The organism is Actinoallomurus sp. CA-150999 (assembly GCF_050942425.1).
GTDB lineage: Bacteria > Actinomycetota > Actinomycetes > Streptosporangiales > Streptosporangiaceae > Actinoallomurus.
In genome coordinates this window covers 9,286,098-9,304,112 of sequence record NZ_CP192063.1, presented here as the reverse complement: position 1 = coordinate 9,304,112, position 18,015 = coordinate 9,286,098, and the positions used below count along the sequence as shown (strand labels likewise).

Here is an 18,015-nt window from a genome sequence, read left to right as displayed (position 1 = left end):
TGGTGCCCTTGTACGGGCGGTGGGGCGCACTCCGCGTCACCTCCGAACTGCTCTATCTGCCTATCGGTGCTTTCACGAACGTTCCTGAGCGTCGTCTGCGCATGAGTATCGGCCGGAACGTGCGGGACCGGTCCCGAACGGGTGGCGTTACGTTGCCGACGCCCAGCGGGTTCGGACTCACGGTCGGAACGGAAAACGATGGACCGACGATTGCTTCTACGTCTTGAGGACAGGCCGTAGTGGATCTGGATCCTTTGCAGCCTGGTGACCCCATTGAGATCGGCAGCTATCGGCTGCTTGGTCGCCTCGGCCAAGGTGGTATGGGCCAGGTATACCTCGGCCGGTCTCCCGGGGGTCGCAAGGTCGCGGTGAAGCTGATTCGTGTTCCGTACGCGGACGACGCGGTGTTCCGCCGGCGGTTCTCACGGGAGGTCAAGGCCGCGCGGCGGGTGGGCGGGTATTACACCGCGCAGGTCATCGACGACGGGTCTGATGAGGATCCGCCCTGGATGGTCACCGCCTACGTGGACGGCCCGTCGCTGCACAAGGCCGTCCGTACCGTCGGCCCGCTGCCCGCGGAGACCGTTCAGACGCTGGGTGCGTGTTTGGCCGAGGGGTTGGCCGCCATCCATGACTGTGGGCTGGTGCATCGTGACCTGAAGCCGGCGAACGTGATCCTGGCGGCGGACGGGCCTCGCATCATCGACTTCGGCATCGCCCGCGCCCTCGACACCAAGGCCATGACCACCGACGGCGCGCTACTCGGAACCATCCCCTACATGTCTCCGGAGCAGGCCAGGGGACAACTCGTCGGGCCCCCGAGTGACGTCTTCTCGCTCGGCTCCGTGCTCTGCTTCGCGGCCACCGGCAACGGTCCGTTCGGCGGATCGGATGCCTCTGTCCTGTACCGCATCATGAGCGAAGAACCTGACCTCACCGACGTGCCCGAGTCGCTGCACGGCCTGATCAGCGACTGCCTGCAGAAGGACCCCGCCGATCGGGTCGCGGTCATCGGACTCCTCGAGCGGCTCGCAACGGCCGACACGAGCCGCAGCTGGCCGCCTCGCCTTATCGCGGACCTGGTTCACGCAAGGGTCCCTGAGGCCGACGTGTCGACCGTTGGCGATCCCGCCGAGTCCGGACCGAAGCACCATCATTCGACACTGGCGCCGCCCGATGACATTCAGGCTTTCAAGAGCCCGGAGTCTGCCGCGCCGTCGTGGGACACCGGGCCTCCGGTTTCACCGGCGAGTGGTACCCAGCCACCGAGGTCCCCCCACGCGCAATACAGCGTCCGGCGCCGTACCGTGCTGCTGGCCGGACTCGGTACGGCTGCGGCCGCGGCCATCGCCATTCCGGTGGCCATCGCGAACCTCGACGATCGGCGAGGGTCCGGCGGCGGGGCCGCCATTCCAGCCGATCCGAACGTTCTGACCGGTCATAAGGGTGCGGTGAACTCGGTCGGGTTCAGCCTGGACGGTAAGACGCTCGCCAGCGCCGGCGCCGACCACACCATCCGGTTGTGGGACATGGCAAGCAGAAAGACCAGGGCCTCCCTCACCGGCCATACCGCTGCCGTCATGTCCGTGGCGTTCAGCCCCGATTGGAAGACCCTCGCCAGTGGCAGCGCTGACCGGACCATCCGGCTCTGGGATTTGCCGAGCAGGAGCACCAGAACGGTTCTCACCGGCCATGTCGGCACTGTCACCTCTGTCGCCTTCTCCCCCGATGGGGGTTCCCTCGCCAGCGGCAGCACCGATCAGACCGGTCGGCTGTGGAACGCGGCGAGCGGAGAAGGCACAGCGACACTGCGGAAACGTCCGGCAACGGTGAACTTTGTGACCTTCGGACCGGACGGTACGGTGCTGATGACCGCTTACGCCGACAACACCGTGGGCTTCTGGCGGACCGCGAAACCTCAGGCGGACCCCGGTGTGCTGACCGTCGACGACATCAGTTCGGTCAACGGCCTGGCGGTGTCATCGAACCTCATAGCGATCGGCGCCACTCCTGGCCTGGTCTCGCTATGGGACGGCGAAAAGAGCGTTCCCCCGCCATTGCACACCACTGGTCCGGTCAACGCGATCGCGTTCCACCCTGATGGCAAGAGATTGGCGGTTGGTACCAGCAACGGGAGCATCCTGATGTGGGATACCCGCAAACACCAACTCATCGGTGCCCCGTTCACCGGGCATCGCGACGCCGTCACCTCGGTGGCATTCAGCCCTGACGGCAAACTCCTCGCCAGCGGCAGCACCGACCGCACCGTCCGTCTCTGGCAGATCTGAGGGGCCACCGGGTGCTCGCCCGCTGGCGTCGCGCCGTGGAGCGTACCGTCGGCTGGATCCGGCCAACAAATGATTGAACCCTTTCCGACCTCCCATGCGTACGGTCAAATGTCCAATGTGTGCCGCACCGCGGTGAGCGGTGCGCGACCGTGTCAGGGAGCGTCATGCCGGAACCGCGCTCACTCCGCGAGGACGAGCCTAAACGGGTGGGCTCGTACCGGCTCACGGGCTACCTCGGTGGGGGGAGCCAAGGAGCCGTCTACTGCGGCACGAACCCGTCCGGGCAGACCGTCGCGGTGAAGGTTCTGCATCGCTGGCTGGTCGGGGACAACGCGGCGCGGCGGCGGTTCGTCGAGGAGATGAGCATCGCCGGCCAGGTGGCCGAGTTCGCCATCGCTCGTGTCCTCGATGTGGGATTCGATCTTGACGTTCCCTACATCGTGAGCGAGTACGTACCAGGGGAGTCGTTGCACGCGGTGGTCGCCCGAAGCGGTCCCCGCGACCTCGGCGCGATCATTCGTCTCGCGGCCGGCACCGCGGCCGGGCTGGCCGCGATCCACCGGGCGGGCGTCGTGCACCGTGCTTTCAAGCCGCACAATGTGCTGCTCGGCAGCGATGGTCCCAGAATGATCGATTTCGGGCTTGCCCGTGCCCTCGGGGCCTCGGCGACGGGCTCCGGCGTCGTCGGCGCGCCCGCCTACGTTGCGCCGGAGCAGATCGCAGGCCAGGACGCCGTGCCCGCCTCCGACGTGTTCGCCTGGTCGGGGACCATGGTGTTCGCCGCCACCGGGCGACCGGCGTTCGGGGACGACCACGTGCCCGCAGTGCTCTGGCGCATCGCCAATGACGAGCCTGCTCTGTCCGGCGTTCCCGAACAACTCGTACCGCTGCTCTCCGCCTGCCTGGACAAGCGTCCCGACCAGCGGCCGAGCGCCGCTGATCTGGTATCCGCGCTGACGAGACTGGACACCCCCGCCCACGCCGGGCCGGCCGGCGATCGGCCGGCTCGTGACGGCGTCGCACCGACCGGCGCCGTACGGACCCAGCGGCCGGTGCCGGCGGCGTCCGCCCGCACCGGCGCCGCCGGCGAGGTCGCCGCGACCGCGACGGAGCGCCCCGCACCCGCTGCGGCCGCGCCGGGTCGCCCGGTGCCTGCCGCGGCCGCGACGGAGCGCCCCGCGCCCGCCGCCCTGCCCGACCTCGGCAAGCCCGTACCGGGCGAGGAGGCGTGGATCCGGCGACCGCGGCGCCGGGCACTTCCGTTGGGCATCGCGGCGTCCGGCGCCGTACTGGCGATCGCGGCCGGGCTCCTCTTCGTCCTGTGGCCGTCCGAGCGGGCAATGGACACGGCTCAGCACACGCGGACCGCGCCGAGTCCCGGACACCCGAGGGACCTTCCGGCCGTCGGCGCACCGCTGGCACGGCCGCTGACCCTCGGCGCGGCCGGATCCGTTTCCGCGGTCGCGGAGTCGACCCTGAACGGCAAGCCGGTTCTCGTCGCCGGCGGACCGGACGGCGACCTGCGTGTGTTCGACCGGTCGACCGGCCGGCAGATCGGCGCGCCGCTCACCGGTCACCAGGGCAAGGTCACCGCGCTCGCCGTCGGCACGCTGAACGCCGGGCCGGTCGTCGTCTCCGGTGGCGCCGACCACACGATCAGGGTGTGGGACATCGCCGCGGGGCGTGAGGTCGGCACCCCCTTCACCGGCGACACGGACACGATCACATCCCTGGCCACCGCGACCGTGGGCGGCCGCTCCGTGGTCGTCTCCGGAAGCGCGGACTGGTCCGTGCGCCGCTGGGACATGGCCACCGGCCACCAGATCGGGCCGCCGATCCTCGGCCACAAGAGCCCGGTCACGTCGGTCACCACCACCACGTTGAACGGTGACCCCGTCGTCGTGGCGGGCTGCGCCGGCAAGATGGTCCGCGCCTGGTACATCGCCTCAGGCGCGGAGATCGGCATGGGCTTCATGGGCCACACCGCGGCGCTGACCTCGGTGGCCGCGGCCCCGCTGAACGGCAGGCTCGTCGTCGTCTCGGCCGACGCCGACCGGACCATGCGGGTGTCGGACCTCGTCACCTGGCAGGCGAAGGGGCCCGCGTTCCCGGACCGGCCCAGCGCGGTCACCGCGATGGCCACGGTGAACGTGAACGGACGTGTCGTGGTGCTCACCGGAGAGGGCGACACCGTGCACGCGTGGGACCTGGCGACCCGGCGAGAGATCGTCCCCCCGCTCACCGGGCCGACGCGTTCGGTGATCTGGGTGACGACCGACACCGTCGACGGCGTCCCGGCCGTGGTGGCGGGAAGCGCCGACGGCACGGTGCGCATGTGGAGGCTCCGGTAGAGGTTCCCTCCTGTGGCGGTCAGGTCGGCGGGGCGAGCTCCCGGAACCAGGTGAGGATCTGCGGGAGGGCCAGCCGGGCGGAGCCGTCGTGGTCGATCCGCGCCCCGAGGTCGACGAGACCGCCGCCCGACGCCGCCTGACAGGCGCGGGCGTTGGCGATGGGCACGCGCCGGTCGCCGGTCGCCGCGTAGATCCGTACCGGCACCCGGGGCCGCCACGCGCAGGTGTCGTCGCTCGATTTCATCGCGCGCAGCAGGCCGCCGGCCGGATGCCGGAGGCGGTCGGCGAAAGCCGGCGTCAGCAGCCGCTCCGGCGTCGACGGCAGGGACGCGACGATCGTCGCCTCGTCGTGATGGCCGTCGAACAGCCGCGTCACCGAGGAGGCGTACGGCTCCTGGAACGCCTCGGCGGGCCGGCGGTACAGGTGGTAGACCCGGCGCGTCGACGCGAGCCAGTAGGCGAGGTCGAGGACGGACTGGCGCTGGGAGAGCCGCCCGTCGAGCTCGGCCGGCACCTGGACGTGCTCCAGATCGAACGGCCCGCTGACCGGCGCCACCGCGGCCGGCCCGAAGTGCTGCACCTTACCGTCCTGGAGCTTCTCGCCCAGCGCCATCGCGGCCGGCCCGCCCTGCGCGAAGCCGGTGACGAGCACCTTCGAGTCGAACTCGCGATGCTGCCGGCCCACGACCGTACGCGCCGCGCGCAGCAGGTCCACCGACGCGTTGAGCTCGGAGGACACATGCTCGTACGCATGACGGCCGACGCCCTTGCCGAGGCCCAGGTAATCGGGTGCCGCCACGGCGTAGCCGGCACTCGCGAACATGATCGCCCGCGCGCGGTCCGGCTGCGTGGCGTCCACGGACGGGGCGTTTCGCCGGGTCGTCAGCGTGCCGTGCTCGTACGCGACCAGCCGCAGCCGGTGTGCGCTGCCGGCGGGCAGGACGAGGAGCCCGCTCGCGGGTGTCGAAGTGCCCCGCGTGTTGACCGTCCGGTAGAGCACCCGATAGGCGTCGACGCCGTTCTGGACCGGCGTAGTGATCTTCGCCTTCGTCAGGACGTCGGCGGTCTCCGCGCTGGACAGGTGCGCGACGCGGACGGTGGACATCACGGCGCCGCGCGCGTAATGGTCGGCCGTGCGCGCCGCCAGCCCGGCGAAGACGAGCAGCCCCGAGCAGGAGAGGATGGTGACGGAACGATCGAATATGCGGCTGACTCTCACTGCCGTCTCGGTGCCTCGGTGTGTCTGGAGTGAACGGAACCAGTCTTTTTACCGTCCCATCACCAACGTCCGGCGAGGGCGATGGAACGACGAGGTGAACGTCGGGCGTCGGTGCTGAAGGGCCGGTTATCGGCCGTGCGGGTCGGAGGCGTTGAGCGTCTCGACGACCTGGTCGTAGTCGCCGCGGGCCTCGCCGTAGCGCAGGAACTTCACCCGTTCGACCTGGATCTCCTTCGCGTCGGGCTGGGCCTCGATCAGCGCGATGACCTCCGCCACGAACTCGTCGAGCGGCATCGCGAACTCGCTCTCCTCCTGGCCGGGCAGCAGCGCGGTGCGGACGGCCGGGGGCTCGAGCTCCACGATCTTCACCGTCGTGTCGGCGAGCTGCAGCCGGAGCGACTCACTGAGCATGTGGATCGCGGCCTTCGAGGCGTTGTAACTCGGGGTCACCTTGAGCGGCGCGAACGCGAGACCCGAGGAGACGGTCATGATCGTGGCGTCCGGCCGCGCCCGCAGGTGCTCGATGAACGCGGCGATGAGCCGGATCGGGCCGAGCACGTTGGTGGTCACGACGGACTCGGCGGAGGCCAGGAACGACTCGGGCCGGTGCCAGTCCTCGACGCGCATGATGCCGGCCATCGTGACCAGGACGTTGAGGTCCGGATGGCTCGCCAGCACCTCTTTCGCGGCGGAGTCGATGCTCGCGGCGTCCGCCGTGTCGATCCGCACCGTGTCGATGCCGGGGTGCTCCGCGGCGATCCGCTCGAGCAACTCGACGCGCCGGCCACCGACGACGACGGTGTTCCCCCTGGCCTGTAGCTCCAGGGCGAGGGCGAGCCCGATGCCGCTGGTGGCACCGGGAATGAAGACGGTGTTTCCGGAGATGTTCATGCTTCGAGTCTGACCGCTCGGCCGCGCGAGGGGGCAGAGAGCGGTCATCGGGGGACCGGCGGTCCCTGGCTCGCCTGGGACACCGGCCGATAATGGACATATGGATCGTGCATCACTGGCAGACTTCCTGCGCCGTCGCCGGGAGGCGCTGCGGCCCGAGGACGTGGGGCTGCCTCCGGGCGCGCGCCGCCGCGCCCCCGGACTGCGTCGCGAGGAGGTCGCGGCCCTCGCCGTGATGTCGACCGACTATTACACGCGGCTCGAACAGCAGCGTAGCCCGCAGCCGAGCGAGCAGATGCTCGCGTCGCTGGCCCGGGCGCTTCGGCTGACGGACGACGAGCGCGCCTATCTGTTCCGGGTGGCCGGGCGGGGCGTCCCGGACTCGGTGTCGACCACGCCGCATGTCGCCCCTGCCCTGCTGCGGGTGCTGGACCGCCTCGACGACACCCCGGCGCTCATCCTGTCCAACCTGAGCGAGACGCTCGTGCAGAACCGGATGGCCGCGGCACTGTTCGGCGACGAGTCGGGCCACACGGGCCTCGCCCGCAGCGGCACCTACCGGTGGTTCACCGACCCCACCGAGCGGCTGCGCTATCTCGAGGCCGACCGCGACCGGCAGGGCCGCGCCCAGGTCGCGCAGCTGCGTGCCGCCTACGGGTCGATGGGCCCGCAGTCGCGCGCGGGCGAGCTCGTACGGGCGCTGCAGAAGGCGAGTGCGGAGTTCGCCGAGCTGTGGGATCGGCACGAGGTGGCGAACCGCTTCGAGGACCACAAGACGCTCATCCATCCCGAACTCGGCGCGATCGAGGTGGACTGCCAGGCGTTGTTCACCGAGGACCAGTCGCAGGCGCTGCTCGTGCTCACCGCCGCTCCGAACACCGAGGGCCACGAGAAGCTGCAACTGCTCGCGGTGCTGGGGCGACAGCGTTTCACCGACGCCGAAACAAACTAAAACGAACACCGCAGCTCGCCGATTCCAACAAGTTCGCGAGCGTATTGACGCTAACCGATAAGACTGTTTACTGTCATTTCAACATCGCGATGTCACCCCGCCATCACGTCTGTGCCCGCCGGCCACCGCAGACGTCCTCCGCCCCTGGAGCCATCGCCATGCGCAGACATCGCCCCGCCCTACGCGTGACTGCCACCGCCCGCCGAGCCGCACCACCGACAGCGCCGATCGAGAATGAGCCGTACGCACCCGCCGCCAGGGTCCGGCCCATCCGGCGCGCGGCGTCCGTCATCGGCGCGATCGCGGCCCTCATCGTCGGCCTCTTCGGCCTGACCGGTACGGCGCAGGCCGCCGCCTCCCTGCCGTGCGACATCTACGGCGCCGCGGGTACGCCCTGCGTCGCCGCGCACAGCACCGTACGAGCCCTGTTCGGCGCGTACGCGGGCCCTCTCTACCAGTTGACCCGTGCGTCCGACCACGCCACGCATGACGTGGACGTGCTCTCTGCGGGCGGCTACGCCGACGCGGCCGATCACGACGCGTTCTGCAACGGCACGACGTGCGGCATCACGAAGATCTACGACCAGACGTCCCGCCACAACGACCTGACGCCGTCCCCGGCGGGCACGGCCGGCACCGGCGCCGACTACCCCGCGGACGCGAGCGAGATCGCCGTCACCGCCGGCGGGCACAAGGCGTACGGCGTCTGGATCTCCCCGCAGCACGGCTACCGGCACGCCGTCGCGTCCGGCGTCGCGCAGAACGGGCAGCCCGAGGGCATGTACATGGTCGCGAGCGGCACGCACGTCGGATCCGCGTGCTGCTTCGACTACGGCAACGCCGAGGCGGTCCCGTCCGACACCGGCAACGGCCACATGGACGCCGTGAGCATCGCGACCACCTGCTATTTCACGCCGTGTACGGGCTCGGGACCGTGGGTGGAGGCGGACCTGGAGAACGGCATGTTCCAGGGCGCCAACGGCTCCAACACCGCGAACCAGGGCAACAACAGCACCTACGTCACGGCGCTGCTGAAGAACAACGGCCAGACCACCTACGCCCTCAAAGGCGGCAACGCGCAGTCCGGCGGCCTGTCGACGTGGTGGAACGGCGCGCTGCCGAACCGCGGCGGCTACATCCCGATGCACCAGGAGGGCTCGATCATCCTGGGCACGGGCGGGGACAACAGTAACTGGAACATGGGCACCTTCTTCGAAGGCGTGATGACCTCCGGCTACCCGACCGACGCCGCCGACAACGCCGTGCAGGCCAATGTCGTCTCGGTCGGCTACTCCGGGCAGACCAACGTGCCGAACGGCCCGCAGGACACGATCACCGGCCCGGGCGGCAAATGCGTCGACGTCATCGGGGACGACACCGGCGTCAATAACACTGCCGTCAATCTCTGGGACTGCCAGTCCTACGCCGAGGATCAGCACTGGGAACACTTCGCCGACGACTCGCTGCGCACGCTCGGCCGCTGCCTGGACGTCACCGGTAACGGTACGGCGAATGGCGCGCAGGTGCAGTTGTGGGACTGCAATGGTGGGGGTGCTCAGGTCTGGCAGCAGCAGTCCGACGGTTCGTTGCGTAATCCGCAGTCCGGGCGTTGCCTGGATTCGCCGAGTGGGGCGACGGCGAACGGCACGCGGCTGCAGATCTATGACTGCAACGGCTCCCCGGCGCAGAAGTTCGCGGTCAACGGCGGTGGCGTGACCCTCGGCCCCGGCGGGAAATGCGTCGACGTTCTCGGCGACGACACGGGCGTCGACAGCGCCGCGATCAACCTCTGGGACTGCCAGTCCTACGCCGTGGACCAGCACTGGGTACACCTGTCCAACGGCGCCCTGCGCACCCTCGGCCGCTGCCTCGACGTCACCGGTAACGGCACGGCGAACGGTACGCAGGTGCAGTTGTGGGACTGCAATGGTGGGGGTGCTCAGGTCTGGCAGCAGCAGTCCGACGGTTCGCTGCGTAATCCGCAGTCCGGGCGCTGTCTGGATTCGCCGAGCGGGGCGACCGCGAACGGTACGCGGCTGCAGATCTACGACTGCAACGGCTCCCCGGCGCAGAAATTCGCCCTGAGCTAGCCGACCCACCCTCGGCGAGGCCCGCCGATCTGGCGGGCCTCGCCACCCGCTTGTCCTGCAGCACCCCCACGGCACCTTCGGCTGGAGCTCCCCATGCGAGTACAGCGACGTATCCTCCCCGCCCGTACCGCTGCCGCCGTCATCGCCGGACTCGTCCTGCTCGGTGTCGCGCCGAGAACAGGCGTCGCGTCGGCGGACACCGCACCCCAGGCGGCGGTGTGCTTCCTGTCCTGCGACACGCTCGACCCGTCGAAGGCCGGGCAGGAGACGTTCCCCGTCCCGGAAAAGAACATCAACGGCCGCAAGCTCGTGCTCCATGTCTCCGGCGCGGACGGAATGGCGTGGGGCAGCATCGACAACGGCACCACCGGCGACGCCGTGTGGCTCGACCGGTCCTGGGACGGCGGGAACACGTGGGAGGGCCTGCTCGGCAAGGCGAGCATCCCGAGCACGTGGACCGGCACGCGAACGCTCATGTACAACATCTCCGATCCGCGGAACCACCGCCGCGGCCTCATCCGGGCCTGCGGTGACGCCAACGCGGTCGCGTGCACGGACTGGGTCTACCCGACGGTCTGCGACGTCCGCTGCGACCGTACCGACGCCGGCCAGGCGAACGGCGACACCGAGCCCGTCCCGGCGACCACGCTCTCCGGCCGCGTGATCCGCCTGCACGTCGACCAGAACGGGATGGCGTGGGCCGGCATCGAGGCGGGTGCCGCAGGCGACGAGGTGTGGCTCGACCGTTCGTGGGACGGCGGCGCCACGTGGCCCGACGGCTCCTCGCTCGGCCGCGTCTCGGTCCCCGGCGGCGCGACCGCCACCCGTACGACGATGTTCGCCACCCGCGACCCGCGTGGCCGCCTCTACGGCGGAGCCGTCCGAGCGTGCGGCCGAGCGGTGACCGGGCAGAACGGCAGCTGCACCGCATGGGCCCGGCCCGCACCGTCCCGCGCGTCGGCGGCCGCCGACGCGCTGATGTACTCCTACGACCCCTACACCGGCTGGTGGCCCAGCAGCTGGTGGAACTCGGCCGCCACGCTCACCGCGCTCATCGACCACGGCGACCGCCAGTACGACTGGGTGATCGCCCGCACGTTCGACCAGAACAAGGGCGTGTTCCCGGCCGGGCAGCGCAGCTCCGACCCGGTCGAGGGGAACTTCATCAGCCGCGCCATCGACGACAGCGCCTGGTGGGGTCTCGCGTGGGTGGCGGCGTACGACCACACCGGCGACCAGCGGTACCTGACGATGGCCACCACGATCGCGGACTACGTGCAGCAGTACTGGGATCCGAGCACCTGCGGCGGCGGGGTGTGGTGGGACCGCGAGCGCACGTACAAGAACGCGGTGACGAGCGGCCTGTACCTGCGGCTCGCCGCGTCGATCCACCGCCGGACCCCCGGCGACACGGTCTGGCTGCAGCGCACCCGAACGGCCGCGACCTGGTACCTGAACAGCGGCCTGATCAACTCCGCGAACCTCGTCAACGACGGCCTCACCCAGGACTGCCACAACAACGGCCAGACGGTCTGGACGTACAACCAGGGTCTGGCCATCGGCGGCCTGGTCGAGGCGTGGCGCGCCACCGGCGACGCCACACTGCTCGACGCGGCACGACGGCTCGCGGACGCGGCGATCACGGGTCTCACGCGCGACGGGATACTGGCCGAGTCGTGCGACGTCGGCCAGAGCACGTGTGACGACAACCAGAAGCAGTTCAAGGGCATCTTCAGCCGTTACCTGGCCGACCTCGCGGCGGCCACCGGAGCGCCCGCGTACCGGTCCTTCGCCCAGCGGCAGGCGGACTCGATCTGGGCCCACGACCGCGACGCGCTCAACCGGCTCGGCCAGCGCTGGGCGGGCGGCAGCCCCAACGTGTTCGACTGGCGCACGCAGGCCAGTGGCCTCGGCGCGCTCGACGCCGCGAGCTGATAAGCCGACCCCGCCGGATGGGGCGCGCCGACCGCCGGGTCCTTGAGTTTCGCCCGGCGGTCGGCCACCGTCTCGGACATGCAGGTGGGGTTGCACGCGCTGGGCGTCGGGGACGGCGCCCGCCCGGAGATCGTACGGGCGGTGGCGGAAGCCGCCGAGGCTCACGGCTTCGCGAGGTTGTGGTCGGGTGAGCACGTGGTACTGGTCGACGCGCCGGCGTCCCGCTACCCCTACTCCGCCGACGGGCGGATCGCCGTCCCCGCCGACGCGGACTGGCTGGACCCGTTCCTCACCCTGACTTTCGCGGCGGCCGTGACCACCACGATCGGGCTGGCCACGGGCGTGCTGCTGCTGCCCGAGCACAACCCGGTCGTGGTGGCCAAGCAGGCCGCGACGCTGGACGTGCTCTCCGGCGGGAGGCTCACCCTCGGGATCGGCGTCGGCTGGTCGGCCGAGGAGTTCGCCGCGCTCGGCGTCCCCTTCGCCGACCGCACCCGGCGCACGGCGGAGTACGTCGCCGCGATGCGCGCCCTGTGGTCGAACCGCGTGGCCTCGTTCGACGGGGAGTTCGTTCGCTTCGACGCGATCCGGGTCAATCCCAAGCCGGCGTACGGCCGGCGGATGCGGGTCGTGGTGGGTGGGAACAGCGATGCGGCACTGCGCCGGGTCGCCACGCTCGGAGACGGGTGGTACGGGTTCAACCTCCCGGCCGCCGCCGTCGAGGAGCGCGTCACCGCTCTCGTGGCGGAATGCGCGCGTCAGGGCCGCTCGCCGGCGGAGCTGACCATCGCCGTCGCGCTGAGCGACGGCAGCCCCGACCTGCTACCCGGCCTGGCCGAGATCGGCGTGACCGAACTGGTCGTCGCCGCGGCACCGCCGGCGACACCGGACGCGGCCACCCGTTGGGTCGCCGACCTCGCCGACCACTGGATCACTCCCGGCCGATAAGCGGGCATGCGATCGAGGCGTGCGTGCTCATCCGCTCGCCTCGGTGCTCGGCGTGCGGTCGAACCGTTCCGTTACCGCACGCCATACGTTTCGCACGCCCCGAACATCTCGACGGGCCGGGGAGTCGTAGCTGATGGATCACGGTCATATCGGCGGTTGGGGATGAGATGCGGAAGCTGGACCGGCGTCAGGCGTTGCTGTCGATCGGTGCTGCCGGTGTCGGCTTGGCGGCGGGTGCGGTGCCCGAATTCCTTCGTGGCAGCGACGCGACGACGACGACGCCACGACACGTACGCAAGGCGGCCCACACCGCTCCGCCCGATCCCGGCTACGCGCACGGCCGGCCGCTGCAGGCGCTGCGCCGCCCGATCCACAACCTGCACGACCTCCAGCCGGCGGCACCGCCGAACGCGGTGGCGTTGACCATCGACGACGGCCCGCATCCGGTGTGGACGCCGAAGATGCTGGATCTGCTGGCCGAGTTCGGCGTTCCGGCGACGTTCTCGCTCATCGGGGAGCAGGTCACCGAAGAACCGCGGTTGGTCCAGCGGCTCGTCGCGAGCGGGCACCAGGTGTCCGACCACACGGTGACGCACCCGTTGAACCTGCCCAACCTCACGGCGACCCGGATCCGGGAGGAGATCGGCGGCGCGCACGACAGGATCGCGCAGACCACCGGTGTGGCACCCAAGTTCTTCCGCTCTCCGGGCGGCGCGTGGTCGCAGCAGATCATCGACGTCGCCGCCGAACACGCCATGATCTGCATCGACTGGCAGGTCGACCCGCGTGACTGGGCCCGCCCCGGCACCATGACGATCACGGACAAGCTGCTGCGCGCGCAGGCGGGCGACATCCTGCTCTGCCACGACGGCGGCGGCGACCGGTCCGAGACCATCCGCGCGCTCCGGACGGTCATCCCCGCGCTGAAACAGCGGGGCCTCACCTTCGTCGCCCTGTGACCCTTGCTCGGTGAGCGTGTCCGGTGCGAGCGGCCGCCGGACACGCCCAGCCCGGCATGGCTCAGCAGTCGACGAGCTCGGGTTTCTGGTTGAGGATCTGGGCGCGGGCGGTGACGAACTCCCGGTACGCGCGGTCGGCGCCGGGGCGGAAGACGGCGACCCGGTGGCAGTTCTGGAAGGCCAGTCGTACGCCGAAGTGGCCTTCGAGGGCGGCGCGCATGGCGTCGCTGGCCATCATCCGCAGGAGCTGGCCGCGGGCGGTCTCGTCCGGCGGCGGGGTCTGGTTGTCGGCGAACTCGCCGCCACCATCCCGCAGTTCCTCGACGAGGCCGGTGACGACCTGCCAGCCGTAGGGCAGGGAGGAGCGGATGCAGTCGACGAACGCCGCGTCGTCGACATCGCCGCGCTGGGCGTCCTGAAGGAGTTGCGGGGGCACGGTCAGCGACATGGGTTCTCCTGTCGGATCGATGGGATCGTCTCGGTTGTCTTCATCTGCGGCGGCCCCACAGTGGCCGGACCGGCCGTGGTGCGGCGGCTGCGTCGTCGCGTGGCGATCGTGTTCCGGGCGGCGGCCGTGGCGAGGGACAGGGCGAAGGCGGCTCCGGTGACCACGGTGATGGTGCCTCCGGTGGCGACGTCGTACCTGGTGGAGATGAGCACGCCGGTCAGTCCGCTGCCGGCGCCGGCGGCCACCGCGATCGCGGTCATCATCCTGATGTCGTGGGTCCACAGGCGGGCGATGGCGGCCGGGGCGACGAGCACGGCGACGGCCAGGATCGCGCCGACGGCGGGTACGGCGACGACGATGACGGCCTCGACGGTCAACAGCAGGGCGATATCGATGCCGGTCGTGCTGCGGCCGGATGCGGCGTAGCCGCCAGGATCGAACGCGCGGAAGGTGAGATGGCGGCCCGCGACGACGAGAAGGGCGGCGACGATGAGACCGACCAGGGTCACCGCGAGCAGATCGCCGTTTCCGACGGTGAGGATCTGGCCGACGGTGTAGGCGGTCAGGTCCTTGGAGAACCCGTCGCGCGCCGACAGCAGGACGACGCCGAGCGCGAAACCGGCCGACAGCACGATCCCGATCGCCGTGGTGGTGTCCTGCTCCGGTCTCCGGGACAAGGCCAGGACGCCCAGCACGATCAGTATGCCGAACAGCCCACCGCCGACATACAGGTTCACGCCGGCGATCGCGGCCAGGACGACGCCGGGGAAGGTCGCGTGGGTCATCGCGACGGTGAAGAACGGCAGCCGCCGCAGGAGGATCTGCACACTGATCAGGCCGCCGACCGTGCCGAGGAGCACGGCCTCGAGGATCGCCCGGTCGACGGCGGTCATGCGGGCCTCCGCGCGGGGCGCAGCCCTCGCCGGATCTCCCCAGAGGCGAGCGCGCCGACGTAGCAGGTGATGAGCACGAGGACGACGGTGCCGCCGGAGGCCAGCCGCAGCCCGTGGTGGACCGAGGCGTCGTAGCTGATCGCCAGGCCCGCCCAGCCGGCCAGGGCTCCGAGGGCGGCGGCGATCGGCACGATCAGCGCGAGCCGGTCGGACACCACGCGGGCCACGGCGGCGGGGACGATGAGCAGTGCGATGACCAGGACGGTCCCGACGGCGCGTACGGCGGCGACCACGACGAGCGCGACGATGGCGTTCGTGACCAGATCGAGGAGACCGAGCCGGTACCCGGCCGCCTGGGCGCCCTCCGGATCGAAGGCGCGGGCGATCAGCGGCCGTCGCAGGAGGATCAGCGCGGCGATGACCAGGGCGGTGACCGCGAGGGTCTCGGCGAGCTGCTGGGGCGTGACGGCGAGGATTCGGCCGAACAAGAACACCGTCAGGTCGGCCGTGTACCCCGACTCGCGGGAGACGAGGACGACGCCGATGGCGAAGAAGGTGGTCAGCAGCACCGCGAGGGCGGCGTCCTCGGTGACGGCCCGATGCCGGGTCAGGAGGGTGAGGAGGACCGCGGTCGCGGCCGCGGCCGGCAGCGCGCCCCAGAAGACGCCGCCTTCGCCGCCGAGGAGATAGCCGATGACGACGCCGGGGAAGACGGTGTGGGTCAGGGCGTCGGTCATGAACGCCAGGCGGCGCAGCAGGATGAGCACGCCGACGGTCCCGGCCAGCGCTCCGAGGATCACCAGCTCGGCGAGGGCTCGCGCCATGAACGGGAACCGAAAGGGTTCGATGAAGATCTGCTCCATGGCCCGGCCTCAGGAGTGGGCGACGATGACGCGGTCGCCGCGTAGTTCCAGGGCGTGCCCGCCGTAGGTGGCGCGCAGCCGGTCGGGCGTGAGGGTCACGTCCGTGGGGCCGAAGCCGTACTGCCGGCGGTTGAGCAGGCAGACCTCCTCACAGGCGAGGTGGGCGAGCGCGAGGTCGTGGGTGGAGACGACCACCGCGGTGCCGTCCCGCTTCAACAGCGCGATGGCGTCGAGCAGCGCCTGTTCGCTGACGGCGTCGACGCCGTTGAACGGCTCGTCCAGCAGGAGCAGGCGTGGTTCGGCGGCGATGGCGCGGGCCAGCAGCACGCGCTGGCGCTGCCCCCCGGACAGCGTGCCGAAGCGATGCCGCGCGCGGTCGGCCAGGCCGACCTGCTCCAGGGCCCGGCGGGCGGCCTCCTTGTCGGCGGCCTTGGGACGGCGCAGCCATCCGATCCGCCGGTAGCGGCCCATGAGGACCACCTGGCCGACCGAGATCGGGAATTCCGGGTCCAAGGTGTCGGCCTGGGGGACGTACGCGACGTCGCGGCGGGCCTGCGCCGGCGTCGTGCCGAGGACGGTGATCCGTCCCCCGGCGAGCGGGACGAGTCCCAGGATCGCCTTGATGAGGGTGGACTTGCCGGCGCCGTTCGGGCCGATCAGAGCGACGGCCTCGCCAGGGGCGACCATGCCGTCGATGTTCTCCAGCGCGAGGGCCGGACCGTACGCGACGGTGACCTCGTCCAGGTCGAGCGCCGGCGGCGGGATGTCGGGTTCCACGGTCAGCCCTTCAGCGCGGTGACGATGGTGGTGGTGTTGTGCCGCTCCATGGCGAGGTAGGTGGCCCCGGCTGAGCCGGCCGGTCCGAGGGTGTCTCCGTACAGGGAGTCCTCGCCGGACTCGACCTTCACCCCGGCCTGCTTACCGATGGCCTCGGCGGTCTTGGGCGGAAGGGAGGACTCGGAGAAGATCGCCTTCACGCCGGTCGCCTTGATCTTGGAGACCAGGGTGCCCAGCTGCTTGCCGGACAGTTCGGCGGAGGTGTCGAAGCTCGGGATGATCGAGCCGACGAACGTCAGGTGGTAGCGGTCGATGTAGTAGCCGAACGCGTCGTGGTTGGTGACCAGCTTGCGCTGATCGGCGGGGATCGTGCCGATCTGCCCGGCGATCCAGGAGTCCATCTGGTCCAGCTTGGTGGTGTAAGAGGTGAGGTTCGCCTCGTACGTCGCCTTGTCGGCCGGGTCTTTGGTCTCCAGCGCGGTGGCGATGTTGCGGCTCATGATCTCGGCGTTCTTGGGGTTGTGCCAGATGTGGGGGTCGCCGGCGGCCTCTTCGTCGGTCCCGTTGCCCTTGCGGACGGCGACGCCTTTGCTGGTGTCGACGAGGGTGCCGTGGAACCCCGCGGACGTGATCGTCTGGTTCAGCCACCGCTCCAGACCGACGCCGTTCTCCACCACCACGTCCGCCTCCGCGATGGCCTGGACGTCGGCGGGGGAGGGCTCGTAGTCATGGGGGTCGACGTTGGGTTTGAGGATCTGGGTGACGGTGACCTTGTCGCCGCCGATGTTCCGGGCGAAGTCGGCGACCTGCGTGGTCGTGGCCACGACCTTCAGCTTCCCGCCGCCGCTCGCCGAGCCGCCGGCGTCGCTCGCGGAACTGGAACCGCCGCAGGCCGCGGTCGTGGCCAGCAGGGCCGCCAGAACAGGTGCCGCCAGCTGCCGGGTTCTCATGCGCAACGTGTCTCCTCGGGCCGGGCTCGAATCTCATGTAAATGAAAACGGATGTCATGTTCGCCTTAACGGGAATGATTGTCAATATCGATAGATGTCAGTACGGTCGACCCGTATGGCCCGGCACACCCCGGGCGACGATCGCGTGATGGGAGCATCGAGGAGATCGCCGTGCGGCCGTACGCGGCCGGGCCGTCGCCGACGCGGCGCAGGCGTCAGGCGCTGGAGGCGATGGAAGGCCGGTCGTCAGAGCGGATCACGGCCGAGGCCGACGTCGAAGTCGACCGGCGTCAGGCCGAGGTGTACGGCGTGTGCGGTCCGTGCCCGCGGACCGGAGGTGACGGCCTGGGGGGTCGACGAGAGGCGACCGTTCCGGCGGAGGCTCGTCTATCGGCATGCCGCAGTGCCCAGGACGTCCGCGCCGAGCGGCGTCGCTGTGGCGAGCGCGTCG

The 18,015-nt window shown here is 70.5% G+C and carries 14 protein-coding genes; 7 read left to right on the top strand and 7 right to left on the bottom strand.

All coding sequences use genetic code 11. The features are described 5' to 3' along the window. The first annotated feature begins 239 nt into the window (after positions 1-239). Positions 240-2,288 carry a WD40 repeat domain-containing serine/threonine protein kinase gene (locus ACQP2O_RS42780; protein WP_433174938.1) on the top strand — a complete coding sequence of 683 codons (2,049 nt, stop codon included), beginning with the start codon at positions 240-242 and terminating at the stop codon, positions 2,286-2,288. A 164-nt stretch (positions 2,289-2,452) separates the two neighbouring features. Continuing rightward, on the top strand, positions 2,453-4,639 hold the full coding sequence (locus ACQP2O_RS42775) for a serine/threonine-protein kinase (protein WP_433174937.1): 2,187 nt from the start codon (positions 2,453-2,455) through the stop codon (positions 4,637-4,639). 19 nt (positions 4,640-4,658) lie between these two features. Here ACQP2O_RS42775 and ACQP2O_RS42770 read toward each other — a convergent pair whose 3' ends face one another. Together ACQP2O_RS42770 and ACQP2O_RS42765 are read right to left on the bottom strand one after the other, a co-directional pair. Next, positions 4,659-5,858, bottom strand: coding sequence for an alpha/beta hydrolase family protein (locus ACQP2O_RS42770; RefSeq protein ID WP_433174936.1), 1,200 nt, complete (start codon positions 5,856-5,858; stop codon positions 4,659-4,661). Between the two features lie 126 nt (positions 5,859-5,984). Then, positions 5,985-6,749: an SDR family oxidoreductase gene (locus tag ACQP2O_RS42765; protein ID WP_433174935.1), complete on the bottom strand. Its 765-nt coding sequence runs from the start codon at positions 6,747-6,749 to the stop codon at positions 5,985-5,987. Between the two features lie 100 nt (positions 6,750-6,849). On the opposite strand from ACQP2O_RS42765, the gene ACQP2O_RS42760 reads away from it, so the two are divergent. The 5 genes from ACQP2O_RS42760 to ACQP2O_RS42740 all read left to right on the top strand — a co-directional run bounded on the left by ACQP2O_RS42760 (position 6,850) and on the right by ACQP2O_RS42740 (position 13,633). Continuing rightward, positions 6,850-7,701 (top strand): helix-turn-helix transcriptional regulator, encoded by an 852-nt coding sequence (locus tag ACQP2O_RS42760; RefSeq protein ID WP_433174934.1) that lies wholly within the window; start codon positions 6,850-6,852, stop codon positions 7,699-7,701. A 158-nt stretch (positions 7,702-7,859) separates the two neighbouring features. Continuing rightward, positions 7,860-9,791, top strand: a complete 1,932-nt coding sequence (locus tag ACQP2O_RS42755; protein ID WP_433174932.1) for an arabinofuranosidase catalytic domain-containing protein — start codon at positions 7,860-7,862, stop codon at positions 9,789-9,791. A gap of 93 nt (positions 9,792-9,884) precedes the next feature. Then, entirely contained in the window at positions 9,885-11,726 is a 1,842-nt protein-coding gene (locus tag ACQP2O_RS42750; RefSeq protein ID WP_433174931.1) for a glycoside hydrolase family 76 protein, read from the top strand. A 78-nt stretch (positions 11,727-11,804) separates the two neighbouring features. Further along, on the top strand, positions 11,805-12,674 hold the full coding sequence (locus ACQP2O_RS42745; RefSeq protein ID WP_433174930.1) for an LLM class F420-dependent oxidoreductase: 870 nt from the start codon (positions 11,805-11,807) through the stop codon (positions 12,672-12,674). A 167-nt stretch (positions 12,675-12,841) separates the two neighbouring features. Next, complete coding sequence (locus ACQP2O_RS42740) at positions 12,842-13,633, top strand: polysaccharide deacetylase family protein (protein ID WP_433174929.1); 792 nt, start codon at positions 12,842-12,844, stop codon at positions 13,631-13,633. Between the two features lie 61 nt (positions 13,634-13,694). Here ACQP2O_RS42740 and ACQP2O_RS42735 read toward each other — a convergent pair whose 3' ends face one another. The 5 genes from ACQP2O_RS42735 to ACQP2O_RS42715 are packed head-to-tail and all read right to left on the bottom strand — an operon-like array spanning position 13,695 to position 17,564. Further along, entirely contained in the window at positions 13,695-14,081 is a 387-nt protein-coding gene (locus ACQP2O_RS42735) for an SCO5389 family protein (protein ID WP_433174928.1), read from the bottom strand. Beyond that, positions 14,072-14,974 carry a metal ABC transporter permease gene (locus tag ACQP2O_RS42730; protein WP_433174927.1) on the bottom strand — a complete coding sequence of 301 codons (903 nt, stop codon included), beginning with the start codon at positions 14,972-14,974 and terminating at the stop codon, positions 14,072-14,074. Before ACQP2O_RS42730 ends, ACQP2O_RS42735 begins: the two co-directional genes overlap by 10 nt. Next, complete coding sequence (locus tag ACQP2O_RS42725) at positions 14,971-15,837, bottom strand: metal ABC transporter permease (protein WP_433174926.1); 867 nt, start codon at positions 15,835-15,837, stop codon at positions 14,971-14,973. Before ACQP2O_RS42725 ends, ACQP2O_RS42730 begins: the two co-directional genes overlap by 4 nt. A gap of 9 nt (positions 15,838-15,846) precedes the next feature. Continuing rightward, positions 15,847-16,614, bottom strand: coding sequence for a metal ABC transporter ATP-binding protein (locus tag ACQP2O_RS42720; RefSeq protein WP_433174925.1), 768 nt, complete (start codon positions 16,612-16,614; stop codon positions 15,847-15,849). 2 nt (positions 16,615-16,616) lie between these two features. Further along, positions 16,617-17,564: a metal ABC transporter substrate-binding protein gene (locus ACQP2O_RS42715; protein WP_433174924.1), complete on the bottom strand. Its 948-nt coding sequence runs from the start codon at positions 17,562-17,564 to the stop codon at positions 16,617-16,619. Positions 17,565-18,015: the final 451 nt, after the last annotated feature.

Coding starts and splice junctions, on each gene's coding strand:
- ACQP2O_RS42775 (WP_433174937.1), top strand. CDS start 2,453: ATGCCGGAACCGCGCTCACTCCGCGAGGACGAGCCTAAACGGGTGGGC.
- ACQP2O_RS42765 (WP_433174935.1), bottom strand. CDS start 6,749: ATGAACATCTCCGGAAACACCGTCTTCATTCCCGGTGCCACCAGCGGC.
- ACQP2O_RS42760 (WP_433174934.1), top strand. CDS start 6,850: ATGGATCGTGCATCACTGGCAGACTTCCTGCGCCGTCGCCGGGAGGCG.
- ACQP2O_RS42755 (WP_433174932.1), top strand. CDS start 7,860: ATGCGCAGACATCGCCCCGCCCTACGCGTGACTGCCACCGCCCGCCGA.
- ACQP2O_RS42750 (WP_433174931.1), top strand. CDS start 9,885: ATGCGAGTACAGCGACGTATCCTCCCCGCCCGTACCGCTGCCGCCGTC.
- ACQP2O_RS42745 (WP_433174930.1), top strand. CDS start 11,805: ATGCAGGTGGGGTTGCACGCGCTGGGCGTCGGGGACGGCGCCCGCCCG.
- ACQP2O_RS42740 (WP_433174929.1), top strand. CDS start 12,842: ATGCGGAAGCTGGACCGGCGTCAGGCGTTGCTGTCGATCGGTGCTGCC.
- ACQP2O_RS42735 (WP_433174928.1), bottom strand. CDS start 14,081: ATGTCGCTGACCGTGCCCCCGCAACTCCTTCAGGACGCCCAGCGCGGC.
- ACQP2O_RS42730 (WP_433174927.1), bottom strand. CDS start 14,974: ATGACCGCCGTCGACCGGGCGATCCTCGAGGCCGTGCTCCTCGGCACG.
- ACQP2O_RS42725 (WP_433174926.1), bottom strand. CDS start 15,837: ATGGAGCAGATCTTCATCGAACCCTTTCGGTTCCCGTTCATGGCGCGA.
- ACQP2O_RS42715 (WP_433174924.1), bottom strand. CDS start 17,564: ATGAGAACCCGGCAGCTGGCGGCACCTGTTCTGGCGGCCCTGCTGGCC.